The organism is Gemmatimonadales bacterium, assembly GCA_036279355.1.
Lineage (GTDB): Bacteria > Gemmatimonadota > Gemmatimonadetes > Gemmatimonadales > GWC2-71-9 > DASQPE01.
Map to the genome: position 1 here is coordinate 121,905 of DASUJH010000034.1, position 16,410 is coordinate 138,314.

The window sequence follows — 16,410 nt, forward strand, 5'->3', positions numbered from 1 at the left end:
ACTGGCCGCCACCACGCCCGCCCCGCGAAGCCGGTGTGAGGGCGAGCGGCAAGCCAGGTCAGGTGACGAGGTCACGCGTGAAGCGGCCGTTCGACATCGATGTCGCGATCCGCCGGATCCGCCGCGCCGTCCGCCCGCTTCCCAAGGCCGCCATGTTCGCGCTGGCGGAGGAGGGGCACGCCACTCTCTTCGAGCAGGTCGTCGCCTGCATCATTTCAATTCGTACCCGCGATGAAGTGAGCCTGCCGGCGGCCAAGCGGCTCTTCGCCGCGGCCGGCACGCCGCGCGCGCTCGCCCGGATGGACCAGCGCGCCATCGCCCGCTGCATCCACGACGCGACGTTTCACGAGGCCAAGGCTCGGCAGATCCGGGCGCTGGCGCGGCGCACCGACGCCGAGTACGGCGGTCGTCTTCCATGCGATGCGGAGGTGCTCCGCTCGTTCCAGGGCGTAGGTCCCAAGTGCGCCAACCTGGCGCTCGGCATCGCGTGCGGCACGCGGCGGATCAGCGTCGATATCCACGTGCACCGGGTGACGAATCGCTGGGGCTACGTCGAGGCGCCAACTCCGGAAGCGACGATGGCGGCGCTCGAGGCGCGCCTTCCCGAGCGCTACTGGGTGGAGCTCAACGCGCTGCTGGTGCCGTTCGGGAAGCACGTGTGCACCGGGCGCCTGCCAAGGTGCTCCACTTGCCCGGTGCTCGACATGTGTCGGCAGATAGGGGTAGGGCAGCACAGGTAGAAGGCCGTCGATACGGCGATCCCATCTCTCCCTGCCGGCTCTACCGCCTTGCCCCATCATGCGGCTATCTTCCGCGCTGCTTCCGACCCCCACGCGACGGCAGTCCTCGAGGTACGATGGCCTCTACCGCGGCCGTGCGGGCCGACGCGGCCGGCGGCCCCACCGGGGCGCCCGCCGCCCGGACCACGCTCCCCACCCAACGCACGCTCCTCACCTGGCTCTTCGTCGGCCGCCTCGTTCTGGCGCTCGCCACGCTCGTGGGCGCCTCGCTCGTCTGGACCGTGCGTCCCGACGTCTCGTTCATCAGCAGCATTGCGGTCGTCTTTGCGCTGACGTTCACGGGATACGGCGCGTGGGCGGTCTTCATGCGCAACACGATCCCGAGCGCGCCGTTCCTCCAGCTCCAGGCGCTGGTCGATCTCGGGCTCGTCACCGCGCTGGTGCACGTGTCGGGGCAGCCGCAGTCGGCATTTCCCGCGCTGTATGTGCTCGTGGTCGCGGCCTACGCGCTGCTCCTGCCACTGGGTTGGGGTGTGGTGACCGCGGCGGCGGCCTCGGCCATGTTTCTGGGAGACGTCTTGTGGGGCCAGGGCCTCGGTCTCGACAGCGCGTTCTGGGCCCAGTTCGGCGTCTTCAACATCGTGTTCCTGCTGGTGGCGCTTCTGAGCCACCGGCTGCGCGAGGCCGGCGTGTCGCAGGAGACGCTCGCCACGGAGCTCGAGCGCGTGCGGCTCGAGGCCGACGACATCCTGCGCAACATCCGCTCGGGCGTGCTCACGGTGGATGGGCGCGGCCGGCTCGCGTTCATCAATCCGACCGCGCAGCGGCTGCTTCACCTCGACGGCGATGCCCTCGTGGGCCAGCCGGTGCTCGACCAGCTCAAGCTGCGCTCGTCGGAGCTCTGGGCCGCGATCGCCACCGGTATCCGGAACGGCCGCAAGGTGAGCCGCGGCGAAGGCATGGTGCTGCACGAGGGGGGCAAGATCTTCCCCATCGGCTTGAGCACCACCGTGTTTCAGCCGCAGGCGCGGGAGACGCCGTCGGTGACGGCGATCTTCACCGACATCTCGGACCTGAAGCAGCTCCAGGAGCTGCACCTCCGGGCCGAGCGGCTGGAGGCAGTGGCGGCGCTCAGCGCGTCGCTCGCGCACGAGATCCGGAACCCGCTGGCGTCGATCCGGAGCTCGGTGGAGCAGCTCGCGCGCGGGCGCCACGCCACCGGCGACGAGCGGGTGCTGGCCGATCTCATCGTGCGCGAGAGCGACCGGCTGACCCGGCTGCTCAACGAGTTTCTCGATTTCTCGCGGGTGCGCGCCACCCAGGTGGGCCTGGTCGACCTGCGGGAGATCGCGACCGCCGTCGTGCGCCTGGTCCAGGAGCATCCCGACTGCTCGGCCGATGCTGCGATCGCGGTCGAGGGTCCGCGCACCATGCTCGAGGGCGATTCCGACCTGCTGCACCGCGTGCTCTCGAACCTCGTGCTCAACGCGGTGCAGGCGGCCAAGGGACCCGTCGCAGTGACCGTGCGGGTGGGCGCCGCCGATCCCAGCGAGCTGCCCGAGCGGAGCGATCTCGACCGCGCGGTTCGGCTGCAGGTGCGGGACGACGGGCCGGGCATTCCCGACGACATCCGCGAGCGGCTCTTCGAACCCTTCGTTTCCGGCCGGCCCGGCGGCAGCGGGCTCGGCCTTGCCATCGTGCAGCGCGCCGTGGAGGCGCACCGCGGGCTGGTGCTGGTCGAATCGGCGCCGGGCGCGGGAACCACGTTTACGATTTTTCTGCCGGCGCAATGGATGCTTGAGGAGGAGGTCGCATGAATCAGAAGCCGTCCGTGCTCATCGTGGACGACGAGTCGGGGATCCTCGACACCCTGCGGATCCTGCTCCGCAACGAAGGCTTCGAGGTCGCCACGGCGCAGGGCGGCAAGGCCGGGCTGGAGCAGATCCGCACCGGCAACCATGACATCATTCTCTCCGACGTCCGGATGCCGCAGGTGTCGGGGCTCGACATCCTGAGCGCCGCGCGCGAGCAGGACGCGATGACGCCGGTCATCCTCATGACCGCGCAGGCGTCGCTCCAGAGCGCCATCTCGGCCGTCAACTCGGGTGCGTTCTACTACATCCAGAAGCCGTTCTCGAATGACGAGCTGGTGACGATCCTCCGCCGCGCCTGCGAGTATCGCGCGGTGAAGGTGGAGAACAAGCAGCTCAAACAGGAGTTCCGCCGGCGCGAGCGCGGCGCGGTGAGCCGGCCGATCGGCAAATCCAAAAAGTTCCTCGAGGTCCTGAAGCTGGCCGAGCACGTGGCGCCCACCGATTCGACGGTGCTCATCACCGGCGAGAGCGGCACCGGCAAGGAGGTGCTCGCGCGGTTCATCCACAATCTTTCGGCGCGGAGCGACGGGCCCTTCCTCTCGATCAACTGCGGCGCGCTGCCGGAAAACCTGCTGGAGAGCGAGCTGTTCGGACACGTGAAGGGCTCGTTCACCGGTGCCGTGCGCGACAAGCAGGGGCTCTTCGCGGCGGCGCGGGGCGGGAGCTTCTTCCTCGACGAGGTGGGCGAGATGCCGCCATCGCTGCAGGTGAAGCTGCTCCGCGTCCTGCAGGAGCGCGAGGCGATTCCGGTGGGTGCGACGGAGCCGATCCCGGTGGACGTGCGGATCATCGCGGCCACCAACCGCGACCTCGAGGAGGAGATCCGGCGGGGCAATTTCCGCTCGGACCTCTTCTACCGGCTCAATGTGATCAACGTCAATCTGCCGCCGCTCCGGGAGCGGCGGGACGATCTGCTGCTCCTGATCGAGGCGTTCCTGCAGAACCTGGCGACCGAGGGCGACGGCCAGCCCAAGGCGCTCGCGTCGGACGCGCTCGATGCGGTGATGGTCTACGAGTGGCCGGGCAACGTGCGCGAGCTGGAAAACGCGCTGGAGCATGCCAACGTGCTCACCCGCGGCAACCTGATCGAGGGGGCCACGCTGCCCGAGCGGATCACCCGGCGCCGGAAGGAGCCGCTGGTGGCGGAGCGGTCGTATCGCAATCCGACGCTCGAGGTGATCGAGCGGGCGTACATCATGTACGTCCTGCAGGCCGAGGGGGGCAACAAGACGCGCGCGGCGGAGGTGCTGGGCATCGATCCGTCGACGCTGTACCGGAAGTTGTCGCGGTATGAGGAAGCGGTTTAGGGGCGGGGTGGCTCCGGGGCCGGTGCGGCGGCGACTGCGCTCGTCATTGGATAAATGCGCGCGGTTGCCTCGTCGAGGAGGTATGGCGTCCGCCCGGGAGCGAGGCGGAGCAGGCGCGCGTCGTCGGCGCCGCGATCGTACACCAGCCAGACCTTCGCCTTGTCGTACGACGGCGGATTCGTGATCAGGCTGAAGTTGAAGGTGTGGTGGAGCTGATAACGGACGAACACAATCGCCGGCCCGGGAATCCGGTTCTCCAGCCCGCGGAAGTAGGCGTGGTACTCCCGGATCTGCCTTAGGTGCAGGGCACCGTCCCGCAGGTTCCAGACGACGAGCGGAGCGACGAGCACGAAGACCGCCACAATGCCGGCGGGCGCCCGGATGTCACGCCAGCGCTCGCGCATCCGGGGCCTTCCATACCACGCGACCAGCCGCGTGAGCTGCCAGATGCCCATGGCGGTAAGCAGCGTCAGGACCGGCTGAATCTCGAGATAGTAGACGGTCCAGATCGGCGAGTGGTAGTACACGAGATAGCCGATCATGAGCAGCGCAGAGGTGAGCGCCGCAAAGAGCACGGGCGCCGGCGCCACCAGCAGCCCGATCATGCCGAACGCGACACCGGCGAGCGTTCGGGCGATACCCCAGGTATCGAACGCGAGTCCGAGACCTCTGTAGTAGAGGGCGTGCGGCAGCCGGGCCGGCGTATAGTCGGCGTGGCCGGGCCGGAATGCCTCGGTGAACTGCTTCATGTCTGGCGGCAGCTCGCGTTTGGCCGGCGACATGTTGATGCCGAACCCGGGGACGTCGAACGGGAAGTACGTCTCCGAGTACTGGACCATCGGGCTCACTCGCCAATCACCGAACACCTCATAGTTCTGGATCGGCAGCAAGGCGAGGATGCAGCCGCCCGCCGCAGCGGCCATGGTGAGCTCGGCCCAACGGCGTTCGCGGATTACGTCGTACAGCACGACGCCGGCGACTGGAATCGCGAAGATGAGCATGGTCTGCGGGCGCGTAATGATCCCGAACGCAACCGCGCATGCAAGCGCGACGAGCCACGCGCGGCCGCGCCGCTCCCGCCAAGCCAGCAGGGCCCACCAGGCGGCCAGCCAGAGGAAGCTCGTCGTCGTCTCCGAGAAATAGGTTCCGCGGAACCGGATGTCGGCGGGCGCCACGAGCCAGATCGCCCAGGCGAGCAACGCCACCCAACCGTTGGTGAAGCGGCGGGCGAGTGCGAAGAAGAGCCCGGCCGTGAGCCCCGTGAAAATGAGCGGCATGAGCCCCGGCGCGCCGAGCAGCACCCCCGGGGTGAGGGCGAGGCCCTGGCCCGGCGGATACTTGGGGGCGAGGCGCGGCACGACGAAGACATGGAACTGCTCGAAGAACTCCGGCAGCGGCGGACTCGGGGCGGTCCAGTGCCCCGAGGCGAAGAGCTGCGCCTGGAGCAGGTATGCGGCCTCGTCGTGAATCACTGCGACCGGATTGAGCGACCCCTGGATCCACCAGTACGCCAGGAGGCTCACCAGGCCGACCACGAACGGGGCGGCGCGGCTGGACAGGAGGCGTTCGATCCTGTCGTCCGACCGCGGCGGAAACCAGCTGGCCAGGAGCGCCCCCGCGAGCACCAGCGCGACGGGGAGCAGCCAGATGGGCTGGAAGAAACGCATCATGTGGTGGGGCTCTCTCTTTTGCGGCAGAGCACGAGGTATTGTCCGCCGAGCGGCAGGCGGGCGCAGGCTGGCTCGAGCGCACGCAACCAGCGCAGCGCCCGCGGGAAGACGAACGCGAACGCGGTTTCGATGACCTCGAACCCCGCGGCGGCCGCCAAGCGCCGCGCCTCCGGTGGCGTGATCGTCAGGGCATCGCGGTCGAACGGCACGCGGTGCATCACGTACCGCGTGCCAGGGTTCCACGGGTTGTTTTCCCAGAGGGCGAAATAGCCGCCCGGCCGGAGCGCGCCATGGATCGCGACCATCGCCGCGGCGCGCTCGCGCAGGGGAATGTGATGGAAGACGCCGTTGCAGAAGGCGAGATTAAAAGCGGTGCCCTTGAGGTCGTCCACCCGCGTGAAGCTCACCACGGACGACCCGTGCCGGCGCCGCGCGATCGCAAGGAGCTCGTCCGACACGTCCACCCCGACCACGCGGCTGGCACCGAGCAGTTCGTGCATCAGCGCCGAACCGGTGCCGTCGCCGCAGCCGAAGTCGAGCACCGCGGCGGCCGAGGCGCCGCGCGTCCTGAGCCGCTCGGCCACGAGCATGAGCCGGCCGCGAGCGAAGTAGAGCTTGTCTTCACCCGTGGCAGAGAGCCCGGCGTCGAGCTCCGCGTCGTACGTGGCGGCGTGAGCGTCGAACCCGGCTGGCTCGGCGGCCGCGGTCATCCGCGGCGGAGCAGCAGGATGCTGCAGAAAAAACTCGAGAGGATCGTCTGCACGCCGAGGACGACGAGCATCACGCCGGGAATGACCCAGCGGAGCGTGGCGGCGTAATCGAGCGCGCCGAAGTCGAGCGACACCCACCGGTGGACCACGACGAGGATGAGGGCCAGCCCGACGGCGATCGCGGCGGCGCCGCCAAGCAGCCCGCGCTCGAGGTTGAACACGTGCAGCAGCCGGTCCATCCGCCGGTCGAGCGGCAGCAGGCCTTCGCTGATGGCGAAGATCTTGGTCATCGCGGCAAAGATCACCGATTGGTAGCCGCAGATCGCGGCGAGGCTCGCCACGAGGATGGTATGCACGTCGAACGTCGCCGGCCCGAGGCGGACCCGGAGCATCCCGAAGCCGTAGCCCAGCGCGCCGGCCGCGATGAGCAGAAGGCCGGGCATGAGGAAGAGCCAGCGCGGGCTGTACAGGAGAAGAAAGCGCAGCGTGCGCCACCCGTCGCGGAAGGTGCGCAGGTGTGGGCGCCGAGTCCGCCGCCCGTCGGGATAGAGCGTGATCGGCACCTCCGCGATACGCGCCTCGCGGAGCGATGCCTTGATGATCATCTCGCTCGCGAACTCCATCCCCGTGCACCGCTGCTCCAGCGCGTCATACAGCTCCCGGCTGAAGCCGCGCATGCCGCAGTAGACGTCGTGGATGGGCGCGCGGAACCACCAGCGGGCGAGCGCCGAGAACATCGGGTTGCCCCACCAGCGATGCAGCACCGGCATCGCCCCCGGCATCACCCGGCCGCCGCCGCTCTCGAGCCGGCAGCCCTGCACCAGCTCGTAACCCTGACGCAGCCGAGCGAGAAACCGCGGCAGCTCCAGGAAGTCGTAGCTGTCGTCGGCATCGCCCATGAGGATGTACTTGCCCTGCGCCGCCGCGATGCCGCCCATGAGTGCCGCGCCGTAGCCGCGCTCCGCCACGCGCACCACGCGCGCGCCAAGGCGCTCCGCGATCTCCTGCGAGCCGTCGGTGCTGCCGTTATCCGCGAGGATGACTTCCCCCGCGATGCCGTGCTCCCGAATGGCGCGGCACGCCTTCTCCACGCACGCGCCGACGGTCTCGGCCTCGTTGAGGCAGGGGATGACTACCGACAGCTCGATGCCGCTGCCGGTACGCGCGCGACGCGGCGTGCGAGCCGTAGCTCGCGGGAGCAGGATCGCCGAATCCGGCATTACCCGGCTCTCACGATGGCGGCGGGTCGGGCTATGGGGCTGACCATGCAGGATTCCGGGGTCTCGGGTGTCGCACCGCCGGCGGAAGCCCGGTGCCAAGCCCCCACGGCTGAACGCAAGCGCTTGCCGCGGAGCGGGTTACTCTGAATAGGGAACGGGATACAGGCGCCCGAAGTATTCAAATCCCGGACCACGACATGCAGCGCGGCCGCGGCTGGCTCGCTTCGTGCTAAACCTGCGCGCCACCTGATGAATGCTCCGACCGCTTCCGCTCAGCTCGCCTCGCCTCGCTCTGCGTCGCGCGAAGGCGTCGCCGGCGTCGTCGTGTTCCTCGTCGCGTGCGCCGCCTACCTCCAGACCGCCGGCTACGGGTTTACCTACGACGACGTGCCGGTGATCGCCCGGCGCGATCTGTTCCACGCCATCGGCCGCTGGCGGGAAATTCTCGCGGCGCCCTGGTGGGCCAACCACATGCTCTACCGGCCGCTCACCGCGCTCACGTTCGCGCTCGACTGGACGGCGGGCGGCGGCAACCCGCACCTCTTCCACGCCACCAATATCGTCCTGCACGGCCTGACGACCGTGCTGGTGTTCGTCCTCGCCCGGCGATTGCTGGGCATGGGACCCGGCGTGGTCGCAGCGCTCCTCTTCGCCGTCCATCCGGTGCATGTGGAGGCGGTGGCCAACGTCGTCGGCCGAGCCGAGATTCTGGCCACCGCCTTTACGCTCATCGCCGTGCTGGCCTACCAGACCGATGGCGCGCTCGCAGCGGGCGGCGATCACGCGTCATGGCACCGCTACGCCGCCACGCTCGCGACGATCGCGTCGGTGCCGCTCGCCCTCGGCTCGAAGGAATCCGCGTTCGCGCTGCCCGGCCTGTTGCTGCTGGTGGACTGGCTCGATGCGGGCGCGGCAGGTGAGCCGTTCGCGGATCGCGTGCGGCGCCATTCGCTCCTCTGGCTCGCCGTAGTCGTCGCCGCCGTCGGCTGGCTCGTGCTCCGGGCCGCCGTGGTGCACGACATCACAGGGCGTGAGGTGGCGCCCGGCCTCGAGGGCCTGGGACTGGTCGACCGGACGCTCGCCGTCCTGCCGATCGTCGTGCAGTACGTGCGCCTGCTCGTGCTTCCGGTCCATCTCTCGGCCGACTACTCGCCGGATTTCGTGCGCGTGGTGCCGGAGATCACGCCGGGCGCGATGCTCGGGGCCGCCGTGCTGGCGCTCGCCGCCGTCATCGCGTACCGCGCGCGGCGGCGGGCACCGGTCGTCACCTTCGGCCTCGCATGGATCGCCGGCACGCTTCTCATCGTGGCCAACGTGCTGGTCCCGACCGGCGTCCTGCTGGCCGAGCGGACGTTTTATCTCCCGTCCGTTGGGGCGGTGCTCATCGGCGGGTGGCTCTGGCAGCGGGCGAGCGCCGCCGCGCCGGCGGCAACGCGGGTGGCGCTCGCGGCGGTGCTGGTTGCCGGTGTGGCCCGCACCGTCACCCGCAATCCGGCCTGGCGCAGCAATGACGTCCTGTTCGCAGACATCATCCGCACCGCGCCGGGCTCGTACCAGGCGGCGTGGCTCGGTGCCCTCAAAGCCGTCGAGGCGGGCGATGCGCGGCGGGCCGAGGCGCTGCTTCGCGAGGCGATCCGGATCAATCCGCTCGGCGCGAGCGTCTGGCAGGACCTCGCGAGCCTCGAGCATCAGGAGCGGCGCTACGCCGAGTCCGCGCGGAACTATTGGGTTGCGTGGACGCTGGAGCACGATGCGCCGCTCAACGCGCGGCGCGCGATCCAGAACTGGGTTCTTGCGGGCGCGGTGGACACGGCAGAGGTACACCTGTCGGAGGCATTGAGGGCACTGGGCCCGGGCCCCGAGCTCAGGCTGGCCGCCGCGGATATCGCGCTCGCGCGCGGCAATCCCCGCCGCGCCATGACGCTGCTACGTCAGGTGGCCTGGCAGTTTCCGCGGGAGCCGCACTTCTGGATGGTCACAGCCGACGCGGCGCTTCGCGCGCGCGACTGCACCGAGCTGGTCCGCGCCACCGCGCGGCTCCGCGCGCTCGATCCGGCCGACCGCGACCTCGGCCGCCTCGACCGGGGTGCCGCCGACCTCGACTGCGGCGCCGGCGATGAGCGCGTGGGGCTCCGCCGGTAGCGCGCGCCGCTCTCGAGCGCGTCGCTCGTATGCGCGAATTGCCGCGCGGCGCTACTTGCGTTCGACCGCTGCCGCGGGAGTTGTGGCAGCGCGCTGCTGTGCCACGATCAACTTGAAAAACCCTTCCTGGAGCGCCGCGCCCTTTGCCGCGACCTTACGGGCCCGCGCCGTATCGCCGGTCTGGACCAGGCAAGTGTAGAGTCCGCCGCGCGCCTTGAAGTGCAGCGTGTCGATGGCCAGCGCCTTCTCGAAGTATGGAATGGCGGCGGCGCAGCCCTTCTCCTTGTAGGTGAGGCGGCCCATCCCGTCGTACACGTTTGGGTCGCCCTGGAAGAGGTCAATCGCCCGCGTGATCGCAGCATGCGCCTGGGCGAGGCTGCCGTGTTGCCGCAGGTAGTCTCCGTAGATGTACCAGCCCCGGTACGCGTTCGGCGCGTCGTGCACCATCTGCTTGAAGAAGATTCCGTTGTCGCGCCACACCGGCTGCCGCGCCGCGCTCCGGAGCATGCCCGCCACGAGTACGGCCCCGAGCGCCGCGGTGCCAAGCGGGCGGGCCGCGCGCGGCCACGCGATGCGCTCGCCGAGCTCAGCCATGATGCCTCCGAGCGCGAGCACCACGCCGATGCTCGGAAGCAGAAGCGTGCGTTCCGCCACCAGCATTCCGGTCACGATCAACACGTTGCTCACCAACGAAATTCCAACGGCGGCCCACCCGATGCCGAACGCCACGACCCGATGCCGCTTCCACGTCGCCGCGGCGATCGCAAGCGTTCCGGCGATGAGCGCGAGGCCGAGCAACTGCCGCAGGCCGAAGCTCCGGGCGGCGCCGAGCGCGGGCGGCCCGTACTCCGCCTGCAGGTGCGCCGGCCAGAGGAGGAGCCGCGTCCACACCGGCACGATGCCCAGCATGGTGAGCACGCGGTCGCCGAAGCCGGTCCCGTGCAGCGCAATTGACGGATACTCTCCGCCGACCGCGCCGAGGGCGGCGTACCGCAACCCGAGCAGAAGGCCCGTGCCGAGGACGAGGAGAAATGCCGTGGTCCAGAGCTCGCGGAGGCGCGCGGCGAGCGGCCGGGCGTCCGTGACGACGGAGAGCTCGGCCACCGCCAGGAGCGGCCCGAGCAGGATGCCCTGTTCCTTCGCCAGCGTGCCGATGCAGAGCAGAAGGAGCAGCGCCATGCTGTCCCGCGCCCTCAGGACGCCGCGTTCCCGCGCGCGCAGATACACCCGGATGCCCAGGGCGACCGAGAGCACCGCGATGATCTCGGCCTGACCGACCGCGTTGGCCACCGCCTCGACGTGAACCGGGTGCACCGCGAAGAGCGCCGCGCTCGCCCATGCGGCGACCGGCGGGAGCAGCCGCCGAGCCAGGGCAAAGACCGCGAACGTGAGCGCCAAGTAGAGCGCGAGGTTGGTCGCATGGAAGACGATTGGCGCGCCATGCCCGACGACCCACTCGATGGTAAAGGCCAGCAGCGTGATCGGCCGATAGAGTGCGCCGCCGTAGTTGTACGGCCAGTAACCCTCGACGAAGTGGATCCCGATGTCCGAAAGCTTGTGCACCAGCGGATTTTGCAGAATGATGGGCAGATCGTCGTAGGCGAACCCGTTGGCGAGGCTCGCCGCGCTCGCGCCGAGCGCGAGTGCCATGAGCGAGAGCCGCGCGAACAACATCCACCGGCTGCCTCCGGTCGGGGCGTGCTCGATCGGAGCGGCGCGCTCGGGCGCAATTCGTTGCAGAAGTCGGGACCGGGCGGGATCGGTCGCGGGCATCGTTGCGGGCATCGACGACACGGAAGTGTGCGTGCTCCAATCTGTTCTGATCGAACGCGGGAGGCGAGAGATTTCTATGGCCTGCGCCGGATGGCGAGAATCGTTCCGCCCGAACTGGCGGCACGGTTCGGTCTTGCAATATTCGGCCACGACTCCCGTGAAGACGGGTAGTGCACTTCCTGTTCGCGACCGCTAACTAGATGTCGCAACGCGCGTTCCCATCGTCTCGCCGGACCATGGCATATGTGTTGCCCCTCCGCCTGCCCGGAGAGACCGAGCACCCGGCTTCCGGCGTCCACTCGCAGGTGACTTCAATGGGAGGAAGTATGACGAACCGTAAGGGCTTCACCCTCATCGAGCTGCTGATCGTAGTCGTGATCATCGGCATTCTGGCGGCGATCGCCATTCCGAAGTTCGCCAACACGAAGGAAAAGGCGACCATCGCCGGCATGAAGACCGACCTGCGCAACCTGGTGACCGCGGAGGAAGGCTTCTTCAGCGACAACCAGACCTACGCGAGCAACACCGGCACCTCGCAGACCAGCGCCGCCGTTGCGTTCCAGGTCTCGGGCCTCAACGTGCTGACGATCTCGAACGTGGATGCGTCCGGCTGGTCGGCGACCATGACCAACCCGTCGCTCAAGGGTTCGATCCAGACCTGCGGCATCTACGTCGGCGGCGCCAGCGCGCCGAACGCCGCGGTCACGCTCGAGGGCGCCCCGGCCTGCTACTAGGCCATCGCCTGCGAGACGCCGAGACGGGGCGGTGGTCCTTCGGGTCGCCGCCCTTTCTTGGTCCCGGCTCCACGCGGTAAACGTCTGACCATCGGGCGGAGCGAGCCGCCCGGCATTCGAGAGGGGGTAGCCATGATACAATCGAAGCGCGGCTTCACCCTCATCGAGCTCCTGATCGTGGTCGTGATCATCGGCGTGCTGGCGGCGATCGCCATTCCGAAGTTCGCCAACACGAAGGAAAAGGCGACCCTCGCGAGCATGAAGACCGACCTGCGCAATCTCGCGACGGCAGAGGAAGGCTTCTACTACGACTACAGCACGTACGCGAGTGCCACGGCCACGTCACAATCGTCGACCGAAACTGCGTTCCAGCCGTCGGGCGACAACGTGGTGACGATCTCGAACGCGAGCCTCACGGGCTGGGCCGCGACGATGACCAACCCGTCGCTCAAGGGCAGCATCCAGACGTGCGGAATTTTCATGGGCGCGGCCACCTCGCCCAACGCCGCGGTGACTCAGGAGGGTGCGCCCGCCTGCTATTGACGAGCATGCACGAAGTGCGCTCGGACCCGTCAGGTGCGCGCGGGACGGCGGAAGACTCCGCCGGCCCACGCGCCTTCGGATTCCCGGCCGGTCCCCGGTCGCTCCGGACCCAGCTCGTCTTCGAGCTCGGCTTCCTGATGTCGGCGGCAGTGCTCATGGTCGGGGTCGCCACCGCGGCAATGGCGGGCGCCAACCTGCGCGACACCGCGTGGGCCCTCGTCGCCCTCTGGCTCGGCAGCACCGTGGTGTTCGTGCTGTTCGGCACCTATCTGGTCGGCCGCCTCGTGCTGCGCCCGCTCGAGCGGCTGGGCGCCGAAGCCAACACGCTGGCCGCGGGCCGGCTCGACACGGCGCGGCCGGCGTACGAGACGATGGAATTCGCGCACCTCGCCGATCGCTACCGCGCCATGGCGGAGGATCTCCTCGACGTGCAGAGCCAGGTGGTTCGGGTCGAAAAGCTCGCCGGGATCGGGAGCCTCGCCGCCGGAGTCGCCCATGAGGTGCGAAATCCGCTCGGCGCGCTCGGCACCTACGTCGAGCTGCTCCGGCGCCGCGGCGGCGACCTCGAGGTGGCCGAGGCAATGCAGGGCGCCATCGAGCGGATCGAACGCACGGTGCGGAGCCTCCTCGCCTACGCGCGGCCGGACCACGGCGAGGGCACGACGGACATCAACGGCGCCGTGCGCACGAGCCTCGATTTTCTCGGCGCGCAGGGGCTGCTCAAGGGTCAGCGAATGTCCGTGAATCTGGCACCCGACCTTCCGCCGGTCTGCGGCGGGCAGCACCTGCTGGAGCAGGTCGTGGTGAACCTCGTGGTGAACGCGTGCCAGGCGTCGCCCGGCGGCGTGCTGGCCCTTGGCACCACGGCCGATCAGTACGAGCCGCGCGACCGTGGCGCACACCGGGCCGGCGACGGCTGGAGCACCGAGTTTCGAGGCGCCGATCCGGCGCGTGCCGCGCGCCATCAGGCGCGCCCGCGCCGGCCGGACGTGGCGCCGGGCACCCCGGGCGTGGTGCTCTACGTGGCCGACGACGGCCCCGGCGTGCCGGACGAGAATCGCGAGCGGGTGTTCGATCCGTTCTACACGACGAAGGACCCGGGCGAAGGCACCGGCCTGGGTCTCGCGATCGTCGCGCGAACGGTGCACGAGTCGGGTGGGACCGTGTGGGTGGACCGCGCCCGCGAGGGCGGCGCCGTGTTCAAGGTGTTCCTGCCGGCGGCGCTCCGAGCCGCTACCCCAGTCGTGGAATCGAGCCATGCGCCTGCTCATCGTTGACGACGACGCCGACCTCCGCCAGTCGCTCGCACTCCTGCTCCGGGAGTCGGGCCACGACGTCGCGGTCGAAGGCGATTCCGAAGTGGCGCTCGCCCGTGCGCGGGCCGAAGAGTTCGACCTCATCCTCTGCGACGTGCGCATGCCGCGGATGGACGGGCTCGCCTTCCTTCGCGCGTACCGCGCCGAGAACGGCCCCGCGCTCCTCATCATGATGAGCGCCTACGGGGCCGAGGACGCGGCGCTCGCCGCCATGCGCGAAGGCGCCTACGACTACCTCCGCAAGCCGTTCCGCCCCGACGAGGTCGTGCTCACCGTGGGCAAGGCCGAGGAGCGGGAGCGGCTCCGCCGCGAGGTGGAAACCCTTCGCACGAGCCTTGGCGCCGACAGCGTCCGCGACCTGGTCGTGGCCGAGAGCCGCGCCATGCGCGAGGTGCTGGAGCTCGCGAGCCGGGTGGCGCGCCACAACACCACGGTGCTCATCACCGGCGAGAGCGGCACCGGCAAGGAGGTCATCGCCCGCGCCATCCACCGGATGAGCGCCAGGAGCGAGATGAACTTCACCGCCATCAACTGCGCCGCGATCCCGGAGCACCTCCTGGAAAGCGAGCTGTTCGGGCACGTGAAAGGCTCGTTCACCGGCGCCACCGCGGACCGGGCGGGCCTGTTCGAGGCGGCGCACAGGGGCACCCTGCTGCTGGACGAGATCGGCGAGCTTCCGCTCAACCTGCAGTCGAAGCTGCTCCGCGCGCTCGAGGAGGGCGAGATCCGTCGCGTCGGCGGCCGTGAGGACAAGAAGGTGGACGTGCGCGTACTGGCCGCCACCGCCAAACCGCTGGCGCAGGCGGTGGAGCAGGGCGAGTTCCGCTCCGATCTCTTCTACCGGCTCGACGTCATGCGGCTCCACATCCCGCCGCTTCGCGAACGCCGCGACGACATTCCGGCGCTCATTGCCCACTTCGCGCGGCAATCGGCTCAGCGGCTGGGTCACGCGGTCAGCATGACGCCGCAGGCACTGGCGCTCCTCACCGAGCAGCCGTGGCCGGGCAATGTGCGCGAGCTCAGGAATGCGGTGGAGCGCGCGGCCGTGCTCGGCGGCACCAAGCCGCTCGACGCGGCGGACTTTGCGTTCGCCAGCCGGAACGGGGGCAACGGGACCGCGGGCGGCAACGGTAGTGGCAACGGCGGCGGCAACGGCCACGCGCCGGCGGCAGCGGGGCAGAACGGCCGCTACGATCTCCGCTCGCAGGTCGAGGAGCTGGAGCACGTGATCATCCTCCGCGCGCTCGAGGCGGCAAAGGGCAACCGCCGCGACGCCGCGCAGCTCCTGGGCGTGAGCCTCCGGACGCTCTTCTACAAGATGCGGCGCTGGCAGCAGCGCAACTGAGCCGCGCGCGGTGGCCAGCGTCTCGCCATTTCTTGCACTCCGCGCACGCATCTGCACGATCCCGCCCGCGCGAAAAAGATCACCTCGTTATTCCCCAAGCATTTAGCGTCTGGTACGCGCCCTGCCTCTGGCCGGTGCGACCAACCCGTGCAACTCGATCGAGGAGAAGGTGACGGTGCCAAGAGCAAGCAGGCGGGGCTTTACGCTGGTCGAGACCCTGGTCGCCATCGTCGTGGCGGGGATCATTATGGCGTATGCGTTTCCCAAGGTCCGCACCACGCTCATCAAGAGCAACCTGCGGAGCGCGCGCAGCGCGGTGCTCAGCACCCTGCAGCAGGCCAAGGTGCGGGCGGTGAACGAGAACCGGACCATGGCCGTCAAGCTCAACACGACCACCGGGGCGCTCTGGATCGAGGGCTCACCGCGCAAGGTCGCTCTGAGCGGGTCGACCGCCGACACCGTGGGCCCCATGCAGAACCTCACGACCTCGTACCAGGCCACCATCGCAAACACGAGCCCCACCTCGCTGGCGTTCGACCACCGCGGCATGCTGACGCCGCTCGGCACGAGCCAACAGACGGTCAAGGTGAGCAACGGGAGCTTCAGCGACTCGGTGATGATCAACGGCTACGGAGGGATCACCAAGTGAGCGTGCGTACCGGACAGAGCGGTTTCACCATCGTCGAGGTGATGGTGGCCATCCTCGTCCTCACCGTGGGCATCACCGCGCTGGTGGGCTCCTCGGCGGTGGTCACCCGCCAGGTGGGGCGCGGGCGGGTCGTCACACTGGCCAACCAGATCGCGGAGCAGAAGCTCGACGACCTCCGGCGGGCGGCGGCCATCAAGGACGGGTCCGGCAACCGCTGCACCGATGCCGGCTTCGCGAGCGGCGGCCCTACCACGAAGCGCGGCGTGAGCTACACCTGGACTGTCGGCACCACGGGCTCGGCGCGCTCGGCCAGCGTCACCGCCACCTACAAGATCAAGGGCGGCACGCGCAGCCTCACGATTTCCACCTACATCGGGTGCGTCTGAC

14 protein-coding genes are annotated in these 16,410 nt (G+C 69.4%); 10 read left to right on the plus strand and 4 right to left on the minus strand.

What is annotated here, in order from left to right; genetic code table 11:
• Window positions 1-62: 62 nt before the first annotated feature.
• From nth to VFW66_09680, 3 genes are all read left to right on the plus strand, one after another.
• Window positions 63-740 (plus strand): endonuclease III, encoded by a 678-nt coding sequence (gene nth, locus VFW66_09670; GenBank protein HEX5386955.1) that lies wholly within the window; start codon window positions 63-65, stop codon window positions 738-740.
• A gap of 116 nt (window positions 741-856) precedes the next feature.
• Window positions 857-2,557, plus strand: a complete 1,701-nt coding sequence (locus VFW66_09675) for an ATP-binding protein (GenBank protein HEX5386956.1) — start codon at window positions 857-859, stop codon at window positions 2,555-2,557.
• Window positions 2,554-3,921: a sigma-54 dependent transcriptional regulator gene (locus tag VFW66_09680; GenBank protein ID HEX5386957.1), complete on the plus strand. Its 1,368-nt coding sequence runs from the start codon at window positions 2,554-2,556 to the stop codon at window positions 3,919-3,921. The genes VFW66_09675 and VFW66_09680 overlap by 4 nt, the downstream gene beginning before the upstream one ends.
• Here VFW66_09680 and VFW66_09685 read toward each other — a convergent pair.
• From VFW66_09685 to VFW66_09695, 3 genes are read right to left on the minus strand one after another with little or no spacing between them, the layout of a single operon-like run.
• Window positions 3,918-5,591, minus strand: a complete 1,674-nt coding sequence (locus VFW66_09685; protein HEX5386958.1) for a glycosyltransferase family 39 protein — start codon at window positions 5,589-5,591, stop codon at window positions 3,918-3,920. The genes VFW66_09680 and VFW66_09685 overlap by 4 nt on opposite strands.
• Window positions 5,588-6,301, minus strand: a complete 714-nt coding sequence (locus tag VFW66_09690) for a class I SAM-dependent methyltransferase (GenBank protein ID HEX5386959.1) — start codon at window positions 6,299-6,301, stop codon at window positions 5,588-5,590. Before VFW66_09690 ends, VFW66_09685 begins: the two co-directional genes overlap by 4 nt.
• A complete protein-coding gene (locus VFW66_09695; GenBank protein ID HEX5386960.1) occupies window positions 6,298-7,521 on the minus strand; it encodes a glycosyltransferase family 2 protein in 1,224 nt (407 codons plus the stop codon). The genes VFW66_09690 and VFW66_09695 overlap by 4 nt, the downstream gene beginning before the upstream one ends.
• 249 nt (window positions 7,522-7,770) lie before the next feature.
• Here VFW66_09695 and VFW66_09700 point away from each other — a divergent pair, with 249 nt between their 5' ends.
• Entirely contained in the window at window positions 7,771-9,663 is a 1,893-nt protein-coding gene (locus VFW66_09700) for a hypothetical protein (protein ID HEX5386961.1), read from the plus strand.
• Window positions 9,664-9,714: 51 nt separating this feature from the next.
• Here VFW66_09700 and VFW66_09705 read toward each other — a convergent pair whose 3' ends face one another.
• The gene (locus VFW66_09705; GenBank protein ID HEX5386962.1) at window positions 9,715-11,337 is read right to left on the minus strand and encodes a tetratricopeptide repeat protein; all 1,623 of its coding nucleotides are present in this window, start codon (window positions 11,335-11,337) and stop codon (window positions 9,715-9,717) included.
• A gap of 425 nt (window positions 11,338-11,762) precedes the next feature.
• Between VFW66_09705 and VFW66_09710 the strand changes: the two genes are divergently transcribed.
• The 6 genes from VFW66_09710 (at window position 11,763) to VFW66_09735 (ending at window position 16,409) form a co-directional block, all read left to right on the plus strand.
• Window positions 11,763-12,170, plus strand: a complete 408-nt coding sequence (locus tag VFW66_09710; protein ID HEX5386963.1) for a prepilin-type N-terminal cleavage/methylation domain-containing protein — start codon at window positions 11,763-11,765, stop codon at window positions 12,168-12,170.
• 132 nt (window positions 12,171-12,302) lie between these two features.
• Window positions 12,303-12,713, plus strand: a complete 411-nt coding sequence (locus VFW66_09715) for a prepilin-type N-terminal cleavage/methylation domain-containing protein (protein HEX5386964.1) — start codon at window positions 12,303-12,305, stop codon at window positions 12,711-12,713.
• A gap of 5 nt (window positions 12,714-12,718) precedes the next feature.
• The gene (locus VFW66_09720) at window positions 12,719-13,990 is read left to right on the plus strand and encodes a HAMP domain-containing sensor histidine kinase (GenBank protein ID HEX5386965.1); all 1,272 of its coding nucleotides are present in this window, start codon (window positions 12,719-12,721) and stop codon (window positions 13,988-13,990) included.
• Window positions 13,971-15,374 (plus strand): sigma-54 dependent transcriptional regulator, encoded by a 1,404-nt coding sequence (locus VFW66_09725; GenBank protein HEX5386966.1) that lies wholly within the window; start codon window positions 13,971-13,973, stop codon window positions 15,372-15,374. The genes VFW66_09720 and VFW66_09725 overlap by 20 nt, the downstream gene beginning before the upstream one ends.
• Before the next feature lie 169 nt (window positions 15,375-15,543).
• A complete protein-coding gene (locus VFW66_09730) occupies window positions 15,544-16,023 on the plus strand; it encodes a GspH/FimT family pseudopilin (GenBank protein ID HEX5386967.1) in 480 nt (159 codons plus the stop codon).
• Window positions 16,020-16,409, plus strand: a complete 390-nt coding sequence (locus tag VFW66_09735) for a prepilin-type N-terminal cleavage/methylation domain-containing protein (protein ID HEX5386968.1) — start codon at window positions 16,020-16,022, stop codon at window positions 16,407-16,409. Before VFW66_09730 ends, VFW66_09735 begins: the two co-directional genes overlap by 4 nt.
• The last annotated feature ends 1 nt before the right edge of the window (window position 16,410 follow it).